The following is a 25,288-nucleotide window of genomic DNA, read 5'->3' on the forward strand; positions in this document are numbered from 1 at the left end:
CGTTTTGGTTTTGCTTGCCGTTTTCGCTTTTTTCTTTCATAACTATAGTTTACCTGGTTTAATGAGAGACGTATTCCCATTATGTTTATACTCTATCTGAACCTGATTTGGTTATAGATTTTCTCTATGTATCATCTATGGTGTTTATAATGGGTTTTGATTGTATTTGATTATATACGAGAGGATGATTTGCATTGTGCAAAGGCAGGTGGAGGAGATTTACTTAACTGAGTTGCAGTTCCGCTTGCTGTAGCTTTGATTATTCGCTTTGCCTGCAAAGGCTGTTATACGTTCAGAAGGAAAGAGATTGGTTTCTACCGATTATCATTAGGTAGAAAAACTGCAGGAAGTACACCTTTTACATCTATTTGCAGCTGCATTTTAGAGGTATATATAAACGTTGGCGGCTTAGGTTCGTTTATATAGGTAAAGTAGAATTAAAATTTAAAACATACTATACCTATGGAAAGAGACAACCAGAATTACAACCGTGATTATCGCAACAACAGCAATCGAAATAGTTACCGGAACGATAACGACGAGCAGTTTGAAAACTACAGAGACCGCTACAGCAGCGGTAGCGGTGGCAACTACTATGGCATGCGCGATGAAAACGCAGAGTACCGGAATGTGCGCAGCACAGGCAGCAATACTTACGGTGCCGGCCCGGTAGGAGGCTACGGTGCCAGCAGTTGGCGCGGAACCCAGGATAACGACCAGGACCAATACCGCTACGGCGACCCAAACCCATACATGGGCAACGACAGGAACGGTGGCTATGAGCGTACCAGAGGCACAGGCTGGCGTGATAATAACGATAGATACACTAACAATACCAGAAATAACCAGGACGACAGAGGCAGAGACCAGGGAAGAGAGGGCGGATATTCCCGTGGGGATAACAGTTACCAGTATAGCGGCCAGGGCAGGCGCTTCGGCGAATTTGGCCGCGATGAAGGCAGAACGTATAACCGGGACCGAAACAGCGGTTATAACATAGGCACAGATGATAGCTACTATGACCGTTCTGACTTTAAATATGACCGCGAAGACAACAATTACCGGGGTGGGGGCCGCAGCAGAGACACGGGCTATAGCCGCGACAACGACCGCTACCTGGATAACGATGACTTCCGTTATAGCGGACGTATCCAGAGCACCGGCAGCGACCGTGATGAAAACTACGCTACAGGCCTTTACGCTTCTAACCGCGCTTACCGCAGCGACAATCAGCAGTCTGACAGTGATGGGGAACGCGTGAGCAGCCGCCACAATCGCTACGGCAAGTCAGGACCTGATTATAGAGCCAGTTCATCGGCTAGTGATTATAGTCCACATGGCCAGGTACGCGGATAAGTAATCTGATTTTTTAACACAACAAAAGCCCACGCTATACTGTGGGCTTTTGTTGTGTTATACATACCTGGAGCCTTGAGTAAGTCTTGCGTAAAATACACAGGCATCAGGTTAGAGCCCAGGCAAGAAATAATTTTTATGAAATTTACACGAAGATGAAAACACTAACCGCTATACTTCCGGTGGCACTGCTGCTGCTTTTCTTAAGTAGCTCCTGCACCCTTCAGAACAATACCCTTACTACTCAGACAGAAACTGTACAGGATGCTTACTGGATACTTGTGTCCCTGGAGGGACAGAATGTGCAGGCACCAAAAGATACACGCACAGCCTATATCAGGTTTGAGGAAAATGACGATGATGTAATCGGTTACACAGGCTGTAACAGAATAACAGGCAGTTATACATTAACAGATGAGCGTCTGCAGCTATCAGAATTAAGCACCACACGAATGACCTGCGCAGACATGCAACTGGAGAATCAAATGCTGGAGGTGCTAAGCCGTGTGAATACGTACCGTATTTCAGGTGACGTGTTAACCCTGTATGACGGTGACAAAGCTGTGGCTACTTTTATGACGGGTAATGTCGAGGTGATGGAAAGTGATCTGGACAGGAACATTAACAACGACAATGATTGATGCACCCTTTGCAGTAGGCGAAAAATATCCCACTAAATCTGTCTGTTGCGAATGCATTTGTGTACCCATCTGCAATTCATTTCTGCGATAGTGGGAGAGGGGGTACTGCTCTGTTCAGCACCAGTATGTTTACATTCCCTCCAGAGCTGCTACTCAGCTTTCACTACCTCAGATGCAGGATCGCGAGTGCAGCTACATCATCAAACCCACAACTGTGTAAATTACTTGCTCTGCGATGTTTTCAGCAGGAGTTCATTAAAGTTCTCCAGCAAACTGATGTATTTGCGCTGCAGTGTTACAAGCTCCTGTTCACACTCTTTCATGCTATTAGGCTTGTAAGGCTCCTGAGGTGCTCCATCAAATTGCAACAGCAGGTTGTTGTTTACAGGCGCCTGTGGCTTAGGTGCCTCTTTCTTTACGGTTTTACTCAGATGCGGGAACTCCAGTGAGAAGTCATGGTGTATTACTTCGCCTAACTTCAGGACAAAGCTATACGGAATGCTCGACTCCTTAAACTTGTTGTATAGCGTTTTGCGGCTAATGCCGAGCTTTTCTGCTACCACACCTACTGCCACACCACTTGCTTTGATGGCATCCTTAATTATTTCACCTCGGTGTATACTTGTTTTTATCTCTGTCTGCTGCATGTTACCTGGTTGTGTAAGGGTGTATATGTATACAAATATAGGTAACCAGTATGTATGATTTGTGAATGTGGACAAATTTTACACGGATGTGGAATAGTCGTTTTAAGCGTTTGTACCCGTTGTTGTTGATATATAAAGAGTTATGCGTGTAAGCACATCTTCTGCCTAACCTGTGCCTTTTAACTATACACATATTATCCACATCGCTGACCGAAGCTTTACACCTGCTTTGCTTCATCTGGTATAGCGGCGGGAAGAAAAAACAGGCTATAAAACAGAGGAGCACAATTTATTTGTAGAAATACGCATACTATGTCAGTTAAACACGTATTTCTAGTACGGTATTTTAAATTTCAGTAAGGTCATGTTAAAAAACAGTGCCAAAAAAGCTGTAGAAGATGTGTTAAGTATAGAACTGGGTGAGAAGGAGTCTCAGGAATTGTATTACAGCATTTGCAATTACTTAATCGATCACGATGATGCCTGCTACATTGGTGTGATCAGGTTTAAATATTCACTGCTCTGCGATGGTATAGACAGTGACATAAGCGATTATTTTATCATGGAGTTTATGTTAGAGAAAATGCGGCAGAAGCATCCTCTAATACTGATGGCGCTCACAAACCTCGTTATCAGTAAATGCTGAGTGCTTTTTCAGTTCAGCTCACATAGCCGCATCAGAAAGTAGCCGGGTTAATACAGGCAGCTTTTTTGAAATGAACAAACAGCTTAACAGTGATCTTGTTTAAAAGGCAGGCAAGTTAAACCGCAACTGATTTACATCAGATAGAACTTTTCCGGAGTCAGCGGTTTCGGGACCTCCTCCTCTTGTAAAACCTGCTTTATATTTATTTCTATTGTTCTGGCGATAGCTGTTACAGCTGTGTCGGTAGGTTTGTTACGGAAAGGGTCCTGCATGTGCTTTCCGGTTTTTTCTAAAAGAAAAAACGTAGAAGCAATAAAAGTAAGGATAGGAATCTCGAAAAGACCAATGGTTTCCACCAAGGCAAGAGAAAGCACAACCAGGAACAGGTAAATAAAGAAGTGAACGAATAACCTGTAGGTAACCGGAAAAACGGTGCTGTTAATTCTTTCCGCTTTCCCCATTGAGTCGCAGAGTCGCGTGATGGTGCTGTCTATCTGAACCTGCTGAAAAGGATTTACAGCTTCACTTTGATAGAGATTTCTCAGATCTTCCGTGTGCAGCATTAACAGGGCAAAAGGCTTGTTGTTCTGGGTTTTGATGAAGTCAATGTCCTCCTCTGATAGATGCCTGGTTTGTTCTGCCGCAATAGGATCCTGCCCCCTTAGCGACTGGCCAAGGCAATAGCACCAGGCAATCTGCCTGTGCGCCATCCTTTTCAATATCGTGCCTGCGTCTCCTTCTCTCCTGGTAAACCCTTTTAGTTGCATCACAAAGGAGCGGGAGTCATTTACAATAGCGCCCCATACCTTCCTGGCTTCCCACCACCTGTCATAAGACTGGTTGAGATTAAAAGCCAGTATCAGCGCAATGGAAGTACCCAGAATGGCGGGTAGCTGAAACGGAATGATCGGGAGATAATCCACAAAGAACAGCTTCAGGATATGAAACACAACAGAAAAGCAGAGCACACTGAGCAAATCATTTTTGACTTTTCTGAAAATATACCTGAAAGGGATACGTGTATTTATTAGCATTCGGCACGTTTGTTTTTTTGTTCATATGCCAATGGCAGAAAAGCCAATACAGCAAAGGGAAATGTATGCTGTTGTAGTTGGTCTGGTAAATACAACAGCATACGTTTTTACGAATCGCTCCTGCCTTCGTTGGGCACAAGCAGGCAGATAGGGCAAAATGTAAATGGATAAAGACAAAACGTGTCGTTATACAGCCTGAGAAGCGCACGATTTAAGCACCTGCATCGCTTTCTTGGCATCTTTGGCGGGCACGAAAATATGATCATGATAAAATGCTGCCACTACATTGCAGCTGATACCGGCTTTTGCCAGTGCCGTAGAGAAAGCGGCTGTTAGTCCCACTGCTTCCAGCGAGGAATGTACCTTTAGGGTAATCCAGGAAGATACAAACGAATAGGGCAGTGCCGCTTTGTCTGCTGCTTCTCTGGGTAGCACTACCGTCAGACCTTCTTTCTCTTTGAAGCTGAACAGCACTTGAGTCAGGTATATCGTGCTGTTCTCCTGAAGTGTGCAGAATACGTATTCTCCATCGTTTAGCTCAGGTTCAAGTTGCTGCAGCAATATCGTGAGGTTTTTTTCTCCGTTCGCATCCATCAAGCTGCATACGTTAAGAATTACTTTTAGAGTTCGAAGTTTGAGCAGGTTAAAGGAGCAATGCTAAAATTAAAAGGTCCGCTATTGGCTACCTTGGTTTTGTATGGGTACAGCAGATGCTTCCGCAGGCTATCTACTGCTGTCCCAGCCTCTGAATAAGAAGTTTGCTTTTATATGGAGGGCATAGAGCGTGCTGAGAAGGTATCCTTATAAAAGTTTTAGAAGTTGGAGTGTTAAATTTTTATTAACGTATAAATACTGATAAAGCTAGGTATTTATAACTATCTGAGCGATTATGTAGTATATTTGGAGTAGATACATATACACAGACAGTAGATTCTATCCTTAAAACTATTGAGGGGAAGGTAATGCAGGTGCTGTATTACGTTAAATGGTGTTAAGAATGAATGAATTAACAAATTTTTACGAGAAGTTATCCGGTTGTGATTTTATTGCGCTGACTCCTATAAATGAAGGTCGCTTTTATTGCCGGTTTTATTTAAACGGGCTCTACCTCGACAGAATGTTTATAACAGACGTTAGCCTTCAGGAAGAACTTCTCCTGCTAAGCGTGGACGATGAAATGATTGATGAAGATAGCATCACACGTCTGAAGAATAAATATGCAAAATTAGTAACAGCTACAGATGGCGAGGGGGCTTTTGAAAGTGCAGAGTCGAATCAATAGAATTGCCAACGTTGGTAGGTTCTGCTATCAACAATTTCTTCATCAATAAAGCCTTGTAAAACCATATACAAGGCTTTCCTATTTCCACTGTACCGTACGCTGTTCCCTTATCACCTCCCTGAGAATGATAAACACAAAATTTGCTGCTGCTTATACCTTTTCTTCAGAGAGATAGTAATAGCACAAGGTATAGCGCCTACAGCTGAGAAGTATTTTTGCTACTGCCACTAACAAAGCCACCCTACCCGCCATAAATGCTGTGTTCTATACCTAACTCTTCCGTTTTGGGGTGTAAGCCCGGCCTCAGTAGAAAATAATTATGGCTTTCATTAAACTTTAAGTGACAGATATTGTTGATGAATGTTATAACTTTGAAGTTTTAAGAATTCATGACCCGCAAAGAGTATTTTATTATTGTATTGATATTAGGGGCTTTGGCAACCATAAGCCCTTTTTCTATAGATATGTACCTGCCTGGCTTCCCGGCTATCGCAAAAGATTTAAACACTTCTATTGCCCAGGTGCAGTTATCTCTGACTAGTTACCTGATTGGTATATCAGCAGGGCAGCTGCTTTACGGTCCGCTGCTGGACCGGTATGGGAGAAAGAACCCGCTCTATGTTGGCCTGGTAATTTATCTGATTGCTTCTTTAGGCTGCGCCTTCACCACTTCAGTGGAGTCTTTAATAGCCATGCGGTTTTTGCAGGCATTGGGAGGCTGTGCCGGTATGGTGGCAGCCCAGGCCCTGGTGCGGGACCTGTTTCCGGTGAACAAAACGGCACAGGCTTTTTCGTTGATTACCCTCGTTATTGCGGTGTCTCCGATGATAGCGCCAACGGTTGGAGGTTATGTAACGGCAGCTTTTGGGTGGCATTACGTCTTTATTATTCTGGCCATCATCACAGCGCTTATTCTGCTGAGTATTCATTTTGCTTTGCCAGAGGGGAGGCAGCCGGATACCACCATGTCACTCCGCCCAAAGCCAGTAATAAGCAACTTTTACACAGTATTGAAACAACCGCAGTTCCTGGTATATGCCCTGGTGGGAGGTATCGCTACATCCGCCCCATTTGCCTACATAGCAGGCTCTGCTGATGTTTTCATGAACATCTACAATGTTAGTGAGCAGATGTACGGCTGGATTTTTGCTTTTTTGGCCTTTGCTATGATCGGCTCCACGCAACTGAATCATATCTTGCTGAAGAAGTTCAAGAGCCAGCAGATTATCAACTTTACCCTGTTTTACCAGACCGCTATCGGCATTCTGCTGGTGGCAGGCACCTGGTATGGGTGGTTCGGGATGTATAGCCTCATCGTGTTGATGTTCATTTTCCTCACAGGGCAGGGCTTAACAAACCCTAATGCCACAGCACTTTCCCTGGCCCCTTTTACAAAACATGCCGGTAGCGCGTCTGCCTTAATGGGAAGCTTTAGAATGGCGATGGCCGGAGTAGTGTCTGCTTTGGTAAGTGTGTTTCACAATAGCACAGCTATTCCGATGGTGAGCGTGATGACTGCCTGTGCGCTGGGTGGCCTGGTTGTGCTGACGATCAGTAAGCGAAATGTGCGGTACAAGGCAAGCCAGCAGGAAGTGGAAGAAGACGTTTCGGTTGTGATGTAACATGCTAAAAAGCCTATAAAGTAAGAAAGCTCCTGACTCAAATCAGGGGCTTTCTTACTTTATAGGCTTTTTAGCAGCCTTTGCTAGTTATGATTTGCTATACATGGTTTATTCCGGCTATTTTAGGCATTGATATGAAAGCATCGGTGTGCCAGAGAATATTAAACATCTTACAGGCTCGATCTCGTACTTTAATTTGAACCAAGAAAGAAAAATGAAGCAGCAAGCCCTTATAGGTATGGATATAGGTACAACCAGTACCAAAGCAGTAGCTTTTGATATGGAGGGTAAGATGTTGTTTCGTGAAGCAATCGAATATCCTATTATCAGTACTCAGCCTGATTATGCTGAGCAGGACCCAGAGGTGGTATTAAAAGCCGTGCTGGACACACTAAGCACTGTTGCTTTAGAATTGAAAATTCTTGGGGTAGAATTAATGGGCGTAAGCTTTAGCAGTGCCATGCACAGCCTAATAGCGGTAGATGCACAGGGCGACCCCCTCACAAAATGCATTATTTGGGCCGATACCCGAAGCAAAGTATATGCAACAAACCTGAAAGGAAGCGTGATTGGGCACGACATTTACCTGCACACCGGAACACCGCTGCACCCCATGTCGCCCTTGCCGAAACTCCGCTGGCTGCGTGACCACGAGCCATTGTTATTTAAGAACACAGTGAAGTTTATCGGTATAAAAGAGTATGTGTTTTTCCGGCTGTTCGGAGAGTACAAAATAGATTACTCCATTGCCTCAGCTACTGGTCTCTTCAACATTTTTAAATTTGATTGGCACCTTGATTCGTTGGAATTAGCTGGAATCACCAAAGACAAGCTGTCTGAGCCTGTACCCCCTACGCATACCTTCCGCAACATGAAACCGGACTATGCGACCTTGCTCAACATACCTGCTACCGTTCCTTTTGTGATTGGGGCGAGCGATGGTTGCCTGGCTAACCTGGGTTCCAATGCTGTTCGGCCCGGAGATGCCGTTGTCACGATTGGGACCAGCGGCGCGGTGCGTGTGATGGCAAACGAGCCGGCCACCGATATACAGGAGCGCATATTCAGTTACATTCTTACGTCGAAACGCTTTGTGTTGGGAGGTGCCGTGAATAACGGTGGCGTTGTGTTGCGCTGGTTCCGCGACAACTTCTATGCATCTGAAACAGCCCTTGCAGCGCAGGAGAATGAAGATATATATGAACTGATGAACAAGAGGGCCGCTGCCGTACCACCCGGTGCTGATGGATTAATTTTCCTGCCTTACCTGTTGGGGGAACGTGCTCCCATCTGGGATCCTGCGGCACGGGCCTGTTTTTTTGGTGTACATTATAACCATACCCGCGAACATTTTCTGCGCGCCCTCATGGAGGGTGTCATGTTTAACGTATACAGCGTTGGCAGGGCGCTAGAGCAAACCACAGGACCCATTGCTGCCATATATGCCAACGGTGGCTTTTCGCGCTCCGACCTATGGGTGCAGATGCTGGCCGATATCTTCAACAAAGAAGTGCATCTTACCGATACGCACGAGGGATCTGCCTTCGGCGCGGTTATCATGGGCATGTATGCCTTAGGCCTTATCACCAACCTCGAAGATGCTGCAGCTATGATTAGGGTAAAGAAAACCTTTGTGCCTGATCCCAAGCTTCATTCGCGCTACATGCAGAATTTTTCGCTCTTCAATGAACTCTATCCAAAGTTAAAAGACTGCCTCCACAAGGCTTCTCACCACATAGGCGCATAAAAAGTACAGGATATAAACTTTAATCTATATATTCAGCCATAGCATGTTGTATGCTAGGTATGATAGATTTTCGGGCACCTGTAAATTCCTATACTATGTCGCTTCTGATTGTTCTTTTTGGCGTTATCGCGCTACTTATCCTGACGCTTGTTTTCCGGATAAATGCCTTTATAGCGCTTGTGCTGGTGGCACTGGGTGTAGGACTTGCCGAAGGCATGGCCGTGAAAGATGCACTGGCATCGCTGCAGAAGGGGATAGGTGATACACTTGGTTCGCTGGTGCTGATACTGGGGTTCGGGGCCATGTTGGGAAACCTGTTATCGGAGAGCGGCGCCGCGCAACGTATCACCTACGGCCTGATAAAACGCTTTGGTAAGCGCAACCTGCAGTGGGCCATGGTGCTGACTGGTTTTATTGTGGGCTTGCCCATGTTCTATAATGCTGGTTTTGTGGTGATCATGCCACTGGTATTTGCCGTTGCCATTTCTGCGGAACTGCCGCTGCTTTATGTAGGCATTCCGGCTGCTGCCGCACTTTCCGTAACACATGGTTTTCTGCCACCGCACCCCGGACCAACCGCCATTGCGGTCATATTTGGAGCTGATATCACCCTTACACTCCTCTATGGCCTCTTACTGGCTGTACCTACTATTGTGGTGGCTGGCCCCTTGTTCACGCGCTTTCTGAGAAATATCAAAACAGAGCCGCCTCAGAACCTCTTTGTGCTAAAACCCCTTTCCGAGGAGCAAATGCCGGGCTACGGTATAAGCATATTAACGGCCCTGGTTCCGATTGCACTGATGGCCACCTCTGCTGTATTGACCATTACGCTGCCTGCTGCTTCGCCTTTAAGGCAACTGTTTGAGTTTATAGGTGATCCGGTGATGGCGCTCCTGATCTCAGTGCTGGTGGCCATTGTTACCCTGGGCCTGAATAGAGGGAAAACAATGCCGGAAGTGATGCGGGTATGTACAGATTCGATAGCAGGCATTGCTATGATTCTGCTGATTATTGGAGGTGGTGGTGCCTTGAAGCAGGTACTGATAGATAGTGGTGTAGGGAACGAGGTAACAGCCATGCTCAGCGGCACCAACTATTCGCCCCTGTTTCTGGCCTGGCTGATTACGGCGCTACTTCGGGTTTGCCTTGGTTCGGCAACCGTAGCGGCCATTACAGGTGCCGGTATTGCGCTGCCGCTCGTCGCCAGCACCGGCGTAAGCCCGGAACTGATGGTGCTGTCTATCGGAGCTGGTAGCCTCATGTTCTCCCACGTGAATGACCCTGGTTTCTGGATGTTTAAAGAGTATTTCAACCTGTCGATTCCACAAACCCTGGCCACCTGGTCTATCATGGAAACGCTGGTGTCTGTCTTGGGATTGCTGGGCGTACTCGCGTTGGAGCCCTTTATATAAAGACGCCTAAGCTGCAGTATGCACAGTGATACACCGATTCTTAGAGGTGCTTTGCGAGCCGGATTAAATTATAACATCGCCACAGCCTTTGGCAAACTACTGTTCATTTATAGAGAAAGCGGACTGATTTACAAAAGGAGAAGCTCGTGTTCTACACATTAATCGTTGGTGCTCATTTTATGAAATCATACATGAGGCTGTTTACCTCATCTGGCTTTTCGTGATGCAGCCAATGGGTGGCGTTATCCAAAAAAATCAACTTTCCATTAGTGCACTTCGCTATACTGGGCTGTGCCATGGTGTCGTTTAAGAAGGTGTCTTTCCTGCCCCATAGCATCAGGGTGGGCACAGTTACTTCACGGCTTACGTCCAGCGATTTGTACTTATAGGCGCGGTACCAGTTAATCATGGTGGTCAGTGCCTTGGGCTGCTGCCAGGCCGCTTTGTAACGTTTTATATCTGCCTCGGAGAAAGTACCCGCGTTTGCCGTTAGCATCATACTTTTCTCCAGCGCTTTAAAATTAAAGGCCCTGCAGTAAGCCTCCGGCAGCTTAGGAACCTGGAAGAAGCCGGTATACCAGCTCCTTAAGAGCTGCTTCGGGTTTGTACGGAGTTCCTCGTGCATCACCTCGGGATGTGGCATGTTCAGAATAATGAGCTTTTCCAGCAGGTTCGGGTAGTGTTGTGCCACAGCCCAGGCTACCGCTCCGCCCCAATCGTGGCCGACCAGGTATACCTTCCGGGCAATAACCTGCTGTATCAGGTCAGCGATATCGGCTGTTAGTTGAGAGATAGTATAAGCTTTCACCCTGGAAGGTTTGCTGCTGGTATTGTACCCTCGTTGATCAGGTGCCAGTACCCAAAATCCTTCAGCTGCGAAAAAATCGAGTTGCTTGTGCCAGCCGTACCAGAATTCCGGGAACCCGTGCAGGAACAATAAAACCTTGCCATCCGGACTACCTGCTTCTGCTACGTGTAACCGTATGCCGTTTACTGTGTAGTATTTGTCTCTTATCTCCATAAGCTGTCATACCTGCGTGAAGCACTTCAGGATGCATAAGAATGGAATAGAATTTATTTAAGGCAGAGCATCTCTGTTTCACCGCTTTCAGTGTAGGTGGATAAAACAGAAAGAGGGCAACACGCTCGTGCTGCCCTCTTTCTGTTGTTGGTGTATGTGGTGTATTACTTTTTAACCAGCTTAAAGGTATACTTTGAGCCGTTGTCGATGACGTTGAGCAGGTACATCCCTTTTGCATTTGCTTTTGCGGTGTTCACTGCGAATTCCACCTGGCCATCCTGCACCTGTGCCTGCTGCTCCAATATTACCTGCCCCAGCGTGTTTGTCAGTACCAGGCGCACCGGGCGACTTTCACCACCCTGTGGCAGGCGCACCATTACCTCCTGTCCGTCAGCGAATGGATTAGGGAAAGCAGCTGCCGTCTCAATTTTTGTATCCATGTCTACCGCTTTGATGTTAGAATAAGTAGTAGTGCCATCTAAGTCTATTTGAGCCAGGCGGTAGTAGCGTGTGCCAAAGGCAAGAGCAGCATTGTCTGTGTAGCTATAGCGTTGTTTCACAGAAGAGTTAACCACTTTGCTTTCTACAAAAGCCACTTTGCTGAAGGTCTTGCCATTGGTAGACACCTGCACTTCAAAGCCACTATTTTCTTCTTCAGAAGCCGTCTCCCAGGTTAGCAGCACTCCCTGTGCCTGGCGCTGCGCTTTGAACCAAGTAAGTTCGACGGGGAGGGGAGAAGGCGCTGATTGTGCTGCTCCAATAGTATATCTTCCTAGGTCCTGCAAGTTTTGAACTGTATAATAATTTTCATTCCTACTATAGGTAGTAGGATCTACTACAGACCATGAGTCTTCAAAATTTCTTCTGTAAATCTTGTATTCTTCAATTGGCCTAGTTAATTCATAGTTTAGGAAACTAAATTTCACCGCTAAGTTTGGTACATTTTGTAATGCTCCCGCCGTTAAGTCAAAGTAACGATATGCACTGTATACTCCATTTGTTATTTTCTCACTAATTCCTGTTGTACGTGTTACAGTTAAGGGAACTTGAGAGGTTGATGTAGTAATGAAGCTTATACCTATTTCCCCGAAAGCTTCAGCTATAGGACGGGTAGTAACTACTTTACCATATATATATTGTTTAGCTGTCTCTGGCCTTGCTAAGGTACCGGTTGTTTTGAGATCAACTTTATAAATTTCTGTAAATATTATATTCTCTGTAGTTGAGATATCATCCAAGTTCAAAGTTCCACTTACGCTTATGTTGCTCAATAGGGTTTTTGGACCATTGCTTATAGTTAGATTTTTAAATGCTACAGTTGGCTCTAATGATGGACTAATAATTTCTGTAGAATGAATTGTGTTTCTCGGACCGTTCATTATCACCGTGGAGTTACCAGCTGTAAAAGTACCTGTATTCGAGAAGTTTCTGTCTACCTGAAGTACACTACTTACTGTATTGGAAGTGCTACCATTGAATGTACCTGAGTTTATAAAGTTGCCTCCTACCTGGATAGTGCTGATGTTACTAGTATTGTTTGCGTTAACTATACCTGAATTAGTGAAGTACCCTGTGATGGTGTGGGTAACCCCTTTTGCATTAAAAGTACCTGTGCTGTTGTTAACCAAATTTCCTGTAATCTGGAGTCGATTGACAACGGTAGCAGTATCAACATTCAATGTTCCAAAGTTGTTAACGTTACCGACTATTGTATGAAGATAACTGCCAGCAGATGCTCCTCTAGCACTGAAAATTGCTCCTTGCATTATAGTCAAATCTTCATCGATTTTTAAGCCTATTCTAGCTCTCTTCTTTCCAACTCCGGCAATTATTAAATTTTTATAAGAACCAGAGTGCAACAGAGGATTATATAGCCCAGTTTCAAGGAAACTAGATAAATCAGGAAGAACAAAAATATTTTGGGTTTCTGCTGTTGATGCAAATTCTATGCTACTTCCAGGATGTAATTCATAATACATTTCTCCTGATTGATTATTAGTAGCACCTCCTTTTCTTTCTCTTATGATGGCGCTAGTTACCACCAATTTATTTCCTGCACCTATAAGCCAAGTTCCGTTCTCCTTAGGTTTACCATTTGCTAATTGGACCTCAAGAGTTGCTAAAGTTAAAATAGCCTGAGGTGTTGTGTTAGTGGTAAGATTTGAACCGATTGATACAGTTCCTCCTGCTTTACTATTTCCACTTCCTGCTGTCAAAGTCAGTTTATTACAAGTAGCATTAGCTGTTGTTACTTTAATATTATGCCCACCATTTATTATCACATCATCGGCAGCAGTTGGTATTGCATCTGCTGCGGGGTTACTATTTTCGTTGTTATTGTTAGTTAAGCTCCAACTCGTTTTATCATTCCAGTCACCTGTATCAGCCCTAGAGTAATAAGTTTTCTGCCCAAAGCTACTAAAGCTAAGCAACAGCATGCCCAGCACCAAAAGCAGCATTTGCTGATTAATTCTGCCGCATCTGCTTTTGAATGTAACCGTGGCAGACTTTGTCCGTAATAGAGGTGAATTTGAAATGTAAAGGTTTTCCATATAATAGTTCTGGGTTAAGGGTGACTGAGCTTTTACTTATCGAATAGGTTTGTCTTAATTTTAGGCAATAGCTTTCCTGTGCAAAAACATGATGCTTTTTGCTTATTCAAAGATGCTGCTGCTGGCTACAGAAAATCCTTACTTACAAGGCAATAACTTCCACATAGCTGTTTTCACAGCACTTTTTAATTGTTAATATTTCCTGATATTTTATCTAATAAGATTCTTTGATTCTAAAAATATATAGGTATGTAGCAATATTACATATAAGGTATATTAAATGCTAAAGCTTTATTAGGAAAATTTTTATGAGAAAGAGTCTGGCTAATGTTTAAAGCTAAATAAGTCCGATGTTAGATTTGTAAAAATTAATGATGGAAATAATCAAAATTTGGTTAACATGTCCTGTATATGTAATTTATTTGATATTAAAATAATTTAATATTTATACAAATTCTTATTCTTTTCAGCTATCTAAACTAATTTTTTATTTATGATTAAGGCTGGTATAGCACGTAAGTGTGCCAGCAAATCTAATTGATGCAAAAAGTACTGGACATGCTGCTGGTTACCTGAGGGTAGCGGTAACATATGTCACCTTTTGTAAATGTTTCCTATCACGATTGGAAGGGAGTAGAAGATACTATGAACTGCATCCCTGGTAAGTATACCCATACATCTTTTTATGCCGGCTGCTACCGCAGCGCTCTATCTACCTCCGGTATTTGGCAACTTTAGAAAAATTCTTTAATATGTTCCCAAATGCAAAATGAACTTTTCAGGATGATGTAATCTTACATAATTGAGTTGCCGCACAACATGTAAATCCAGAAATTTGGTTTGCGTTAGTGGCTGCTTCTTTAATGAATTAGCCTCCTTTTGCTTGAATAGATAAGTTTGAACTCAACCAGATCAATCTAACTAACATTTTACGTAACCACATTAGAATCATTAAGCCTGCATGAACAGACGAGTAGTAATTAGAAATATGGCCCTGGCCGTTACTGGCCTGGTGCTTCTGCCGGGATGCGATCTCAGCAGTAAAAAAGCAACAGCGCAGGAACTGCAGCCATACCTTTCACCAAGCCAGGAGGGACTTTTAGCACATGTGGTAGACACTATTATCCCCGCTACCGACACTCCCGGCGCCAAAGACCTGAATGTGCATCTCTTCGTCCAGAAAATGGTGGCTGATTGTTACGAGAAGGAAGCGCAGGAAAACCTTTCGAAAGGACTGGATGGGCTTAAGGCGAAGACTAAGAAGAAGCATGGAAAAGTATTCGAAGCCTGCAGCACAGACGAGCGCATTGCCTTGCTGAGAGACATGGAGCAGTCCGGTGACACGAGTGAGAGTGAATTTTACAAACTGGTGAAAGGACTGACTGTGCGGGGCTACATGAATTCAGAGTACGTGATGATGAACCTTACCAATTACCAGGCAGTACCCGGCCACTACTATGGTTGTGTACCTGTTAATCAAGAATCCCTTTCTTAATTCAAAATGGCAAATTTAGCGATAGACGCAGTTAAAGATATGACCTATGATGCCATCGTTATAGGTTCAGGCATCAGCGGTGGCTGGGCAGCAAAAGAACTGACCGGGCATGGACTTAAAACCCTTGTGCTGGAGCGTGGCAAGGACGTAAAGCATATAAAAGATTACCCGACGACCACCAAGAACCCGTGGGAGTTCGAACACCGCGGGCAATTGCCGCTCGAGGTAAAGAATCAAAACCCGATCATCAGCAAGTGTTACGCTTTTTACGAAGGCACTGAGCATTTCTTTGTAAAAGATGCGGAGCACCCTTACGTGCAGGAAAAGCCTTTCGACTGGATTCGCGGTTACCAGGTTGGTGGCAAGTCGCTGCTGTGGGCGCGACAGACACAGCGCTGGAGCGACTTCGACTTTGAAGGTCCGGCCCGCGATGGCTTTGCCGTGGACTGGCCAATCCGCTACGCGGACATCGCGCCGTGGTACAGCTATGTGGAGAAGTTCGCCGGTATCTCTGGTAACAGAGACGGTGTACCGCAGCTTCCGGACGGAGAGTTTCTTCCACCGCATGAAATGAACTGTGTGGAAACTTTCTTTCAGAAGCAGGTAGCGCAGAAGTACAAAGACCGACAGGTGATTATGGGGCGTGCGGCACACATCACAAAGCCACAGCCTATCCACCTGGAGCAGGGCAGGGCACAGTGCCAGCACCGCACCATCTGTGAGCGTGGCTGTCCGTTTGGCGGCTACTTCAGCAGCAATGCCTCTACCATTCCCTGGGCTGCCCGAACAGGCAACCTGACGCTACGCCCTGACTCAGTGGTGCATTCTATTATCTATGATGATGAAAAAGGCAAGGCAACCGGTGTGCGCGTGATCGATGCCAATACGAAAGAGGTGATGGAGTTTTATGCGAAAATCATTTTCGTGAATGCTGCTGCACTCAACACGAACCTTATCCTGCTAAACTCCACGTCAAAGCGCTTCCCGAACGGGTTGGGTAACGACAACGGGCTGATGGGCAAATATGTGGGCTTCCATAACTACCGGGCAAGAGTGTCTGCGGAGTATGATGGCCACCTGGACTCTACCACCGACGGGCGCAGACCGAATAGCCCGTACATACCGCGCTTCAGAAATGTGCATAAGCAGGAGACAGGTTTCCTGAGAGGCTATGCTGCCGGTTTCAATGCCAGACGTAACAACGTCACGAATCAGGATGGACTGGGAGAGAGCCTGAAAAACAGCTTGCTGAACCCTTCTTTGGGAGGGTGGTCTGTAGGTTCTCATATGATGGGCGAAACCATTCCGAAAGAAAGCAACTACGTAGCCCTCGACAAATCTCAAAAAGATCCCTACGACATGCCGCAGCTCAAAGTCTCCATCGATTATGATGAGAACGACGAGAAAATGACAAAGGATTACATGGAGCAGATGACGGAGATGTTCACAAACGCTGGTTTTAAAAACATCCAGGCAAAAGACTCTAAACAGGCTCCCGGTCTTGACATACACGAAATGGGTGGTGTGAGAATGGGTAAAGACCCAAAGACATCGCTGCTGAACAAGTGGAACCAGCTGCACGAATGCAAGAACGTGTTCGTAACAGACGGTGCCAGTATGACCTCTACATCTACGCAGAACCCTTCGCTTACCTATATGGCCTTTACTGCCCGAGCAGTAGATTTCGCTGTAAAGGAGATGAAGAAAATGAACCTGTAACAGGACACGGGTTTCACGATATAAGACACAAGACTTCTGTCTCTCATCAACAGAAAAGCCAGCAATAAACATTGCTGGCTTTTCTGTTTTTCAGTGCTTGCTTTATACTTTTATCAACTGAATGCAGCGCTTTAAATACGTTCTACAGTTAATATCAACTTTAAACCCACCCCTTAGCCCATACGAGGAGGGGATTTTTCATTTTGAAGTGCTGATGCAATACGCATAAATCAGTCAATGTTAGTATAAATTTTTTCCATAGAGCCGCAGCATTTTCTATTTGTCAGCACGGAGTGAATCTGTTTACAGTCTTTGGGTTGAGCGCCTTGTATTTGATGCGGTGCCGCACGCAGTGAGGCAGCCCGCAGCGGAGCTAAAGAGGGCCCCTACCCCCGGCAGCTTCAAATGCACAGCGCGATGCCCTTATAGAGGGCCCCTTCCCCCAAGACGAGGCCTCTCGGCCTTGAGAGCACAGAGCAACAGCTATGGAACATTAGGTAAGACGCCGCTGTATAAGCTGTTGCTACGGCAGCTTATACAGAAAAACACAATACTATTCAATAATATAAAATTCAGTTTAAGAGCTGTGGCAAACACTGCAAAATCGCTTTGCCATTGGTTATCAGTCTACTGAAAAGTATAACAACCAGCACAAGCCAGCTGCAAGCCCAGGCAAACAAAACAAATGCTAACGGGTTAGGTATAGTATAAATCGCAGATAAAAAACCAACCGTAATCTAGTTTTGAAGAAACCAACTATGCTTGCTATTGTCGGTGGTGGGGCTAACGGTGCTGCCACATTTATTCATCTAGTACTAAAACTAATCACCGAACCCATACAGGCCTGCGTCTCGCTGGTGCTGATTGAGAAAGATGAGGAATTCGGCCCCGGACTGGCCTACGGCACAGAAGAGCGGGGGCATATACTGAACACGGCTGCCGGACTGATGGGCATTTTTGCTGAGGAACCCATGCATTTTGTCACATGGCTGCAGCAAAACCAAAGTATGGTGCAGGAAAAATTTCCGGGTGTGGAAATACATGCCCATGCCTACGTGCCGCGCCGCCTGTATGGGCAGTATGTGAAAGACGTTTTAGAAGAATATGTGCAGCTGGCCCGGCAGCATGAGATGGACGTGAAGCTCCTTCGGGACGAAGCAGTAGATGCGGAAGTAGCCGAAGACAACGTAGTCTTAAAGCTGGAGTCTGGCGGTACAGTGGAAGCTGATGTGGCGGTGCTGGCAACCGGAACTCCCAAACCCAGTAATTTCACGCACCTCAGGTCATCACCGCATTATTTTGATTTCCCCTGGCCTGCACATCCTTTTCTAAAAACTATCCCGCGCGATGCAGCCGTGAGCATACTGGGCACCAGCCTGACAGCCATTGACACGGTTGTGGCGTTCCTGGACCATGGGCATACAGGCAAACTGACGCTCTACTCCAGGCACGGATTGCTGCCACGCATACAGACCCCGTTTGACGTGTCGTTTGAGCGGGAAATCCTGACGCGCGAAAACATCCGCAAAATCATCCGGCAGAAGAAGCGGGCGCTGCGGGCAAAAGACCTGTTCCGCCTTTTTCAGGCAGAGGCCGAACGGGTGATGGGGAAGCAGGATGATTGGAAGAAATTCAACCGTGTAGACAAGCCGCACCTGGAGTTGTTGAAGTATGATGTTGAGGTGGCGAAGAAAGGGGAGAGCACTTTTCAGAACATCGCTTTCTCTACGCGTTACCTGGCCTTTCATGTCTGGAAGCTGCTTCCAGCTAAGGAAAGAGTGCTGTTTATGAAGTGGTTTGGCCCGCACTGGGATATTAATCGGCACGGCATGCCCCTGCAAAACGGGTATAAACTACTAAAGATGCTGGAGTCCGGGCAGCTAACCATTAAAGCCCATTCCAGTAATGTAGAGTGGAAGAAAGATGAAAAACTGTTTTATATGCACCTTGACGATGGGAAAGTTGACAAGGCCCCTTACCTGATAAATGCCACCGGAACGGCTAAAAAAGTAAAGAATATGGAGGTCCCGCTCCTGCAGGAACTGCTCCGGAAAGCGCTCATTGTGCCGCACCAGGCAGGTGGCGTGCAGGCCGACCCGCATACCCTGCAACTGCACGTGCCAGACCACCCGGATGCACCGCTATATGGTGTAGGCCAGTTGCTTGTGGGGGAGCTTTTTGACACAAATTCTGTATGGTTTAACGTGGCCCGCATTGACTATATGACCACCGATATTCTTCGACGCATTTCTTAATGGACATACTGAATAAACTCGTTTCTAATGTATTGCCGCTTTACGCATTTATTGGGGTAGGATATATAGCCAGCCGGTGGCTTGGGCTAAAGAGTAAGTTTGTTTCAGTAGTCCTGCTCTATGGGCTTATACCCTTGGTTATTTTTGATAATTTGGTGGAAGCAGACCTGATGCAGTTCGTAGTGGTGGCTGCCATTGTGTTTTTGATGTGCCTGCTGATGAGTATACCTGGCTGGCTGACGCACAAGTACCTGGTTAAGGACTTCAACAAGTACCTGCTGTCCTGTGGGTTCTCTTACTTTAACATTGGCTGGTTTGGGATTCCGGTGGTGCTGGCCATCTTTGGTGAGGAGCGTTTGCCACTTATCATCAGCGCGTATATGGGCAACGTTTTTTATGGAAATACAATAGGATACTTCCTTGTTTCGCGCAGCAAAGAACTGCCTGTAAAAGAATCAGTAAAGAATGTGTTCATGATACCTGCTATTTATGCCTGCGTGGCGGCTATCATTGCCAACATAGCTGGTTTTGAAATGCCGGAGTCCCTGTCTCCCGTCATGGAAGGCGCCAGCTGGGTACTGTCGGCTTTAGGTATGGTCATGATAGGCATCGGGCTGTCGAAAGTCAACTTAAAAGAAACAGACTACAGGAAGTTCGGGAAAATAATCGGCGTGAGATATTTGGCGGCAGGTGTTATTATGGGGCTGCTGGTCTTAGGTGAGGCTGGCGTAATAGGGCAGCTGGAAGCAGAAGAACAGATGCTGCTTCTCATGCTTCCTGCTTTTCCTATTGCGGCGAATCTGGTGGTGTTTGCCTCTTTCCTGGAAACAGAGGAAAAGGAGGCTTCCTTGCTCGTATCCCTGACGTCTATTATTTCGCTTATCGTGGTTCCCATCGCTTCTTTGCTACTTTTCTAACCGCCTTGCTTTATGGGGGGATGGTTTACCTTCTGGAAGCCTGCCTTTTCAGAGGCTCCAGCAAATAGCCCAGGCCATTTGTTTTGATCTCAAATAGAGTAGCGAGTTGCATTCCAAGTTTTCCGGGAGGAAACCCTTCGCGGTAAAACCATTCGAGGTAGGAGACAGGGAGGTTACATAGTACTGTATCCTTGTACTTGCCGAATGGCATTTTAACTTTTACAAGATCGACCAGAATGCTCGGGTCCGGTTGCGTGAAATCCGCCATAGTTTTTTGTTAATAGGAGAGGTGAAAGTTGCGGCTGTTATGCTTTCATCATTTCGATGTGGTCAATGCCGTCTTCGTCATATACCTCGCTGCTTTGCACAAAGCCAAATGCGTTGTAAAATTTCTCTGCATAGAGCTGGGCCCCGATTTTAATAGGGCCGGTACCAAAGAGGGTATAACATTCCGCTATGGCTAACTCCATCAATTGCTTGCCAACACCGGTTCCTCTTACCTCTGAGATGGTTACAATTCTGCCAATCGACATCTCCTTTGGGTAAGACACACCCGGAGGCACCAGGCGGGCATAGGCCACCAGCGCATCCTGGCTGTAGAGCAGCAGGTGGTGGCATTTTTGGTCTTTGTTATCCAGGTCCAGGAACACGCAGTTTTGCTCTACCACAAACACATCGCTCCGTAGCCGAAGCAAATCATACATTTCATGCGGCGTAAGGTCATTAAAACCTTTGCATACTTTAGTAAGTGTCATTTGAATTGATTTCTTTCTCTGTCTTATATCTACCCAAATCAAGGCTGGTGCAATGCTGCGCAATATCGCGCTAAAGCACGAAGTGGCAAAGATAAATTAACTTTAGACGGATGAGAGTGCTTTTACAATAAAATCAGTAGTGAGTGAGTGGATATTTTATAAAGAAAACTCCAGATTATGTGTTAGATTAGAGTTCTGTTATGTTTAATCTTACACTTCAACATCAACCGTCTTAACATGAACTATAAAAAGCTGAACCTGTTTGCCCTCTGCCTGCTGGTGCTGTGGGTAGTAAATGCCATGCCTGCCCTTAGCCAGGCTGCCAAGCCTAACCTTCAACAATTAAAAATCTTCCACCTGGAAAATAAAAGCCAGGAAGAACGGCTCGATAACTTCCTGCAGAACGCTTACCTGCCAGCCCTGCACCGTGCAGGCATCAGCCAAGTAGGTGTGTTCAAGCCAGCCGAGAACACTGATGCCAATGCGCCCGCTCCGACTGAGCAACTGGTTTATGTATTGATTCCATTCTCTTCTCCAGACCAGGCCTATACGCTGGATGCGACGCTGGCAAATGACAAGCAGTATACTGCTGCAGGAAAAGACTATATAGATGCTCCCCACAACAACCCGCTTTATAGCCACTTCGAGACGATTTTGCTAGATGCTTTTGTCGGTATGAAGGGTGTAAGTGCGCCGAAACTGAAATCTGCGTCACAGGAAAGGATATACGAATTGCGCAGCTACGAAGCAGCCACCGAAAAACTGCACCAGAACAAAGTGGACATGTTCAACAAAGGGGAGATCCAGCTTTTTGACCGGCTGGGCTTTAATGCTGTTTTCTACGGGCGTGTGCTAGCCGGTAGTAAAATGCCGAATCTTATGTACATGACTACTTTTGAGAACATGGCAGAGCGTGATAAGAAATGGAAGGCTTTTGGAGCAGACCCGGAGTGGAAAAAGATGAGTGCCATGCCGGAATATGCAAACAATGTATCACATGCTGATATCTACCTGCTGCACCCAACTGAATATTCTGATATTTAAATAGCTTGTGCTGCTGCATCAGAAGATGTAGTACTTTAGGTATGAACGTTAAAACCCTGGCCTCTTCTCAAGGTCAGGGTTTTTTTTGCTCATTCTCAGCAGGAAGTTAATTCAACTTTTATATGCTCATTTTTTGAAGGTACTGGTAATTATGTTTCACACTATCCATGGCGGCACCAGCATATTCTTCCTGCTCCACAAAGAAATACTTCATTCCTGATTTTTCCGCGTTCTGCATCATCCGCTTAATGTCGATGGCGCCCTTACCAAATTCGGTGCTTTCCCTTTTGGTTTTGTCCATGTCTTTCAGGTGCCAGAGCGGGAAGCGGCCCGGGTACTTATCAAAGTAAGTAATCGGGTCATTTCCGGTTAAGATAACCCAGCCCAGATCGAGTTCCATTTTCACCAATTCAGGGTCTGTCTCATCTAGGAGTATGTCGTACAGTACCTGCCCATTTTCTTTTTCGAACTCGTATTCGTGGTTGTGGTAGCCGAATATGATACCGGACTTTTTACAGTCTTCGGCAGCTTTAGAGAAAATATCTGCCACATGCTTGTAATTGGAAACTGTTTGCCCTCTTGAAGGAAGGGAGGAGCAGATAAGGTAGTCCTGGCCTGTTTCTGCGGCGGCGGCTACTGTGCGCTCCCAGTCTTTGTCAATGCCCACGTGGCCGCTTCGCAGTGTCATGCCCAAGTCTTCTGTTATCTTTTTTATCTCTTTTGGCTGCAGGCCATAGTACAACCCTTTTTCGCTGCGTGCCGACTCAAGTTCTTTGTAGCCGATTTGGGCAAGTTGTTTTAGCGTACCCACTGCGTCAGCAAGCATTTCATTGCGAACAGTATACAGCTGTATACCCACATTATTTACCTTGGCTGTGCCTTTGCCGGCGGCTAAATTTGGAAGAAGGAGCGCACCAAGTGCCATTGCGCCTGAGCTTTTTAAAAAATCACGTCTTGTGTTCATGTAGGTTTTGTTTAGAATCTCTTATAGTATTGCCTGAAACAGTTCCTGATTACCGGATGAATCAAAAGGAAAAGGGGAACTGAGCGTATATTTTCCGAAGCACCATATTATTTAGCCTGTTCCTCAACTGATGCTGAGTTACTGATGAAAGCCACCTTTTTACTGTCTGGAGACCAGGAGGGTGTGTTGATACTGCCCTGGCCGCCATACACATAGGCTATTACCTTAGGCTCTCCGCCGCTAACCGACATCATGCGCAGGTACACGTGCTTGTAGAACGGATGGTCCCCGGGCTCCACTTCCTCTTTCAGGAAGGAGAGGAACACAATAGACTTGCCATCCGGTGAAATATGCGGGAACCAGTCATGGAACTCGCCATCGGTGACAGCTTCCTGCTCGCTGCCGTCTGCTTTCATGCGCCATATCTGCATAGGGCCGTTGCGGTTAGAGTTGAAGTAAATGTACTTACCGTCCGGAGTATATTCTGAGCCATCGTCGAGGCCTTTGGCATTGGTCAGATTCTTTTCCTTACCACCTTTGGCGGGTACGGTATATATATCCCACTCTCCGTTTCGTTCTGCTGTATAAATAAGCGTTTTGCCGTCCGGGGACCAACTGTGCAGGTAAGAGGGGCCTCTAGGCGTAACCTGTTTCGGTGTTCCGCCTGTTACCGGCACAGTATAGATGATGGAGCCGCCCAATTCCTCCACGCCACTGCTCAGGCCCAGCATCTTCCCGTCGAAAGACAGTACGTGGTCGTTGTTGTTGTTGGTAACCTGGCCGGTGTTCAGCTTTTTCGGCTGGCGCGTGGCTAAATCAAATGTATATATCAGGCCATCGGAGTTGTAGATGAGGGTTTTGCCATCAGGGGTCCAGTTCGGGGCCTGCAACGACTTTGGAGAGGTATAGATGATCTCGCGGTCGCCGGTGTTCACATCAAGTATCTCCAGGTTGCTGCCCAGATACTGCCGATACTGCACGAGGTCATCCGGGGCAGGCACTGAAATGCGCACGTCACTAAAAATCCCCTTCTCCAGCACATCTTGGTTATGGGAGCCCACAAACAGCCCGACATACACTTCATTGCCTAAATCAATATTGCGTACTTCCTCCGTCACAAATGGCTCACCGAATTTAGCAACGCGCATGGTATAGGTGTTGCCTTTTCTTTCCAGTTGAATCACATCTGCGCCTGTCAGGTCAGCGCGTATTTCCTTGGTACTATCACCTTTTGCCTCGCGGTATTGCAGCGCTGTAAGGCCGTCGCCATGTACCACGGCGTTGACGTGGGGTGAATTTCCCTCCAGGTTAGCGCGCACCATCCAGCCCACTTTCCGGTGTGGGTCTACGCCCTCACCTACAAACTTGGCGCGGGTGTAGAGGATGAAGTCGCCGGACATACGTTTCCATAGATAATGAAACTCGTCCTTTTCGAACCAGATGTTATAACCGGAACCTGCTACCTCGTAATGCTGTGTCTTTGGGTTATAGGTGGCGGAGCCGGGCTTCCGCACCTGGCCAATATCCGTACTGCCTTCAAACACACCTATCTGTTGCTGCTGGGAGAAAGCAGGAAAGGAAAGAATGACTAATAACCCAACACAAAATAGGATTGTGCTCCACGTCGTATGCATCATTCTATAGTGGTTTTAAAAAGTGATTACTCATTGATTTATTAATATAAGTAGAATCTTTTTAGGATTCTAAAAATCAGTTTATTAATTCTGGGCATAAGGCATCAGCAGTCCCGCCGGGACGACCTGTTGGTAGCCTCATTTTAGCAATTCCCTTAGCTCCGGAGGAGCGGCCTGTAAATATATTTTAACCATGCCGCTCCTCTGGAGCTACAGGGGCAATCAGAATAAGAACTAGCAACAGGTCGTCCCGCTGGGACTAAAAAGATGAAGGAGCACTGTGTGAGCGCTATTTCGGACAACCTTAGAATCATGTTAGGAAGCGGTATTTACGGAGGCAAGGATGTCCTTCAGCAGGTACCTCTCAAGTAGGACTGTCCGAAAGAGCAGGCAGTAGAAATATTTGCAGCATAGTCTGTCGGCTTATGACCAGGACAGGTATCAGCGGCGAATTGTAGCTTCAGCGTGAGCCTGAAAATCTACTACTCCCTCTGAGGTAGAAACCTGCTTTTGAATAGGAAAACACAATATCCGCTAAAGCTATA

Annotated in this window: 21 protein-coding genes; 12 read left to right on the forward strand and 9 right to left on the reverse strand. The window is 46.0% G+C overall.

What is annotated here, in order from left to right:
- Window positions 1-462: 462 nt before the first annotated feature.
- Complete coding sequence (locus tag DXT99_RS06490) at window positions 463-1,356, forward strand: hypothetical protein (protein WP_246000489.1); 894 nt, start codon at window positions 463-465, stop codon at window positions 1,354-1,356.
- A 155-nt stretch (window positions 1,357-1,511) separates the two neighbouring features.
- Window positions 1,512-1,997, forward strand: coding sequence for an META domain-containing protein (locus tag DXT99_RS06495; protein ID WP_115564729.1), 486 nt, complete (start codon window positions 1,512-1,514; stop codon window positions 1,995-1,997).
- 221 nt (window positions 1,998-2,218) lie between these two features.
- Here the strand turns inward: DXT99_RS06495 and DXT99_RS06500 are convergent, their stop codons facing one another.
- Window positions 2,219-2,644: a helix-turn-helix domain-containing protein gene (locus tag DXT99_RS06500; protein ID WP_115564730.1), complete on the reverse strand. Its 426-nt coding sequence runs from the start codon at window positions 2,642-2,644 to the stop codon at window positions 2,219-2,221.
- A gap of 364 nt (window positions 2,645-3,008) precedes the next feature.
- On the opposite strand from DXT99_RS06500, the gene DXT99_RS06505 reads away from it, so the two are divergent.
- The gene (locus DXT99_RS06505) at window positions 3,009-3,290 is read left to right on the forward strand and encodes a hypothetical protein (RefSeq protein WP_115564731.1); all 282 of its coding nucleotides are present in this window, start codon (window positions 3,009-3,011) and stop codon (window positions 3,288-3,290) included.
- 131 nt (window positions 3,291-3,421) lie between these two features.
- Here the strand turns inward: DXT99_RS06505 and DXT99_RS06510 are convergent, their stop codons facing one another.
- Both DXT99_RS06510 and DXT99_RS06515 read right to left on the reverse strand, forming a co-directional pair.
- The gene (locus DXT99_RS06510; protein WP_115564732.1) at window positions 3,422-4,324 is read right to left on the reverse strand and encodes a bestrophin family protein; all 903 of its coding nucleotides are present in this window, start codon (window positions 4,322-4,324) and stop codon (window positions 3,422-3,424) included.
- Between the two features lie 186 nt (window positions 4,325-4,510).
- Window positions 4,511-4,918, reverse strand: coding sequence for an ACT domain-containing protein (locus tag DXT99_RS06515; protein ID WP_115564733.1), 408 nt, complete (start codon window positions 4,916-4,918; stop codon window positions 4,511-4,513).
- Between the two features lie 403 nt (window positions 4,919-5,321).
- Here DXT99_RS06515 and DXT99_RS06520 point away from each other — a divergent pair, with 403 nt between their 5' ends.
- From DXT99_RS06520 to DXT99_RS06535, 4 genes are all read left to right on the forward strand, one after another.
- Window positions 5,322-5,606, forward strand: coding sequence for a hypothetical protein (locus DXT99_RS06520; RefSeq protein WP_147294181.1), 285 nt, complete (start codon window positions 5,322-5,324; stop codon window positions 5,604-5,606).
- A gap of 389 nt (window positions 5,607-5,995) precedes the next feature.
- On the forward strand, window positions 5,996-7,228 hold the full coding sequence (locus tag DXT99_RS06525; RefSeq protein ID WP_115564735.1) for a Bcr/CflA family multidrug efflux MFS transporter: 1,233 nt from the start codon (window positions 5,996-5,998) through the stop codon (window positions 7,226-7,228).
- A gap of 214 nt (window positions 7,229-7,442) precedes the next feature.
- Window positions 7,443-8,975 carry a gluconokinase gene (locus tag DXT99_RS06530; protein WP_115564766.1) on the forward strand — a complete coding sequence of 511 codons (1,533 nt, stop codon included), beginning with the start codon at window positions 7,443-7,445 and terminating at the stop codon, window positions 8,973-8,975.
- A gap of 95 nt (window positions 8,976-9,070) precedes the next feature.
- Window positions 9,071-10,387 carry a gluconate:H+ symporter gene (locus DXT99_RS06535; protein WP_115564767.1) on the forward strand — a complete coding sequence of 439 codons (1,317 nt, stop codon included), beginning with the start codon at window positions 9,071-9,073 and terminating at the stop codon, window positions 10,385-10,387.
- Between the two features lie 172 nt (window positions 10,388-10,559).
- Here DXT99_RS06535 and DXT99_RS06540 read toward each other — a convergent pair whose 3' ends face one another.
- Window positions 10,560-11,408 (reverse strand): alpha/beta fold hydrolase, encoded by an 849-nt coding sequence (locus tag DXT99_RS06540; RefSeq protein WP_115564736.1) that lies wholly within the window; start codon window positions 11,406-11,408, stop codon window positions 10,560-10,562.
- Between the two features lie 164 nt (window positions 11,409-11,572).
- Window positions 11,573-13,960 carry a T9SS type A sorting domain-containing protein gene (locus DXT99_RS27505; RefSeq protein ID WP_246000493.1) on the reverse strand — a complete coding sequence of 796 codons (2,388 nt, stop codon included), beginning with the start codon at window positions 13,958-13,960 and terminating at the stop codon, window positions 11,573-11,575.
- Between the two features lie 961 nt (window positions 13,961-14,921).
- On the opposite strand from DXT99_RS27505, the gene DXT99_RS06550 reads away from it, so the two are divergent.
- From DXT99_RS06550 to DXT99_RS06565, 4 genes are all read left to right on the forward strand, one after another.
- A complete protein-coding gene (locus DXT99_RS06550; RefSeq protein WP_246000498.1) occupies window positions 14,922-15,455 on the forward strand; it encodes a gluconate 2-dehydrogenase subunit 3 family protein in 534 nt (177 codons plus the stop codon).
- Between the two features lie 6 nt (window positions 15,456-15,461).
- Window positions 15,462-17,174: a GMC oxidoreductase gene (locus DXT99_RS06555; protein ID WP_115564738.1), complete on the forward strand. Its 1,713-nt coding sequence runs from the start codon at window positions 15,462-15,464 to the stop codon at window positions 17,172-17,174.
- Between the two features lie 743 nt (window positions 17,175-17,917).
- Window positions 17,918-19,429 (forward strand): FAD/NAD(P)-binding protein, encoded by a 1,512-nt coding sequence (locus DXT99_RS06560; RefSeq protein WP_147294182.1) that lies wholly within the window; start codon window positions 17,918-17,920, stop codon window positions 19,427-19,429.
- Window positions 19,429-20,346, forward strand: coding sequence for an AEC family transporter (locus DXT99_RS06565; RefSeq protein WP_115564740.1), 918 nt, complete (start codon window positions 19,429-19,431; stop codon window positions 20,344-20,346). The genes DXT99_RS06560 and DXT99_RS06565 overlap by 1 nt, the downstream gene beginning before the upstream one ends.
- A gap of 25 nt (window positions 20,347-20,371) precedes the next feature.
- Here DXT99_RS06565 and DXT99_RS06570 read toward each other — a convergent pair whose 3' ends face one another.
- Complete coding sequence (locus DXT99_RS06570) at window positions 20,372-20,614, reverse strand: DUF3820 family protein (RefSeq protein ID WP_115564741.1); 243 nt, start codon at window positions 20,612-20,614, stop codon at window positions 20,372-20,374.
- A 37-nt stretch (window positions 20,615-20,651) separates the two neighbouring features.
- Window positions 20,652-21,101, reverse strand: coding sequence for a GNAT family N-acetyltransferase (locus DXT99_RS06575; RefSeq protein ID WP_115564742.1), 450 nt, complete (start codon window positions 21,099-21,101; stop codon window positions 20,652-20,654).
- A gap of 237 nt (window positions 21,102-21,338) precedes the next feature.
- Between DXT99_RS06575 and DXT99_RS06580 the strand changes: the two genes are divergently transcribed.
- Window positions 21,339-22,145 (forward strand): NIPSNAP family protein, encoded by an 807-nt coding sequence (locus tag DXT99_RS06580; protein WP_115564743.1) that lies wholly within the window; start codon window positions 21,339-21,341, stop codon window positions 22,143-22,145.
- A gap of 118 nt (window positions 22,146-22,263) precedes the next feature.
- Here the strand turns inward: DXT99_RS06580 and DXT99_RS06585 are convergent, their stop codons facing one another.
- Window positions 22,264-23,109 carry a TIM barrel protein gene (locus tag DXT99_RS06585; protein ID WP_115564744.1) on the reverse strand — a complete coding sequence of 282 codons (846 nt, stop codon included), beginning with the start codon at window positions 23,107-23,109 and terminating at the stop codon, window positions 22,264-22,266.
- 107 nt (window positions 23,110-23,216) lie between these two features.
- The gene (locus tag DXT99_RS06590; RefSeq protein WP_246000499.1) at window positions 23,217-24,746 is read right to left on the reverse strand and encodes a TolB family protein; all 1,530 of its coding nucleotides are present in this window, start codon (window positions 24,744-24,746) and stop codon (window positions 23,217-23,219) included.
- Window positions 24,747-25,288: the final 542 nt, after the last annotated feature.

Origin of the sequence: Pontibacter diazotrophicus, assembly GCF_003367245.1 — a bacterium.
GTDB lineage: Bacteria > Bacteroidota > Bacteroidia > Cytophagales > Hymenobacteraceae > Pontibacter > Pontibacter diazotrophicus.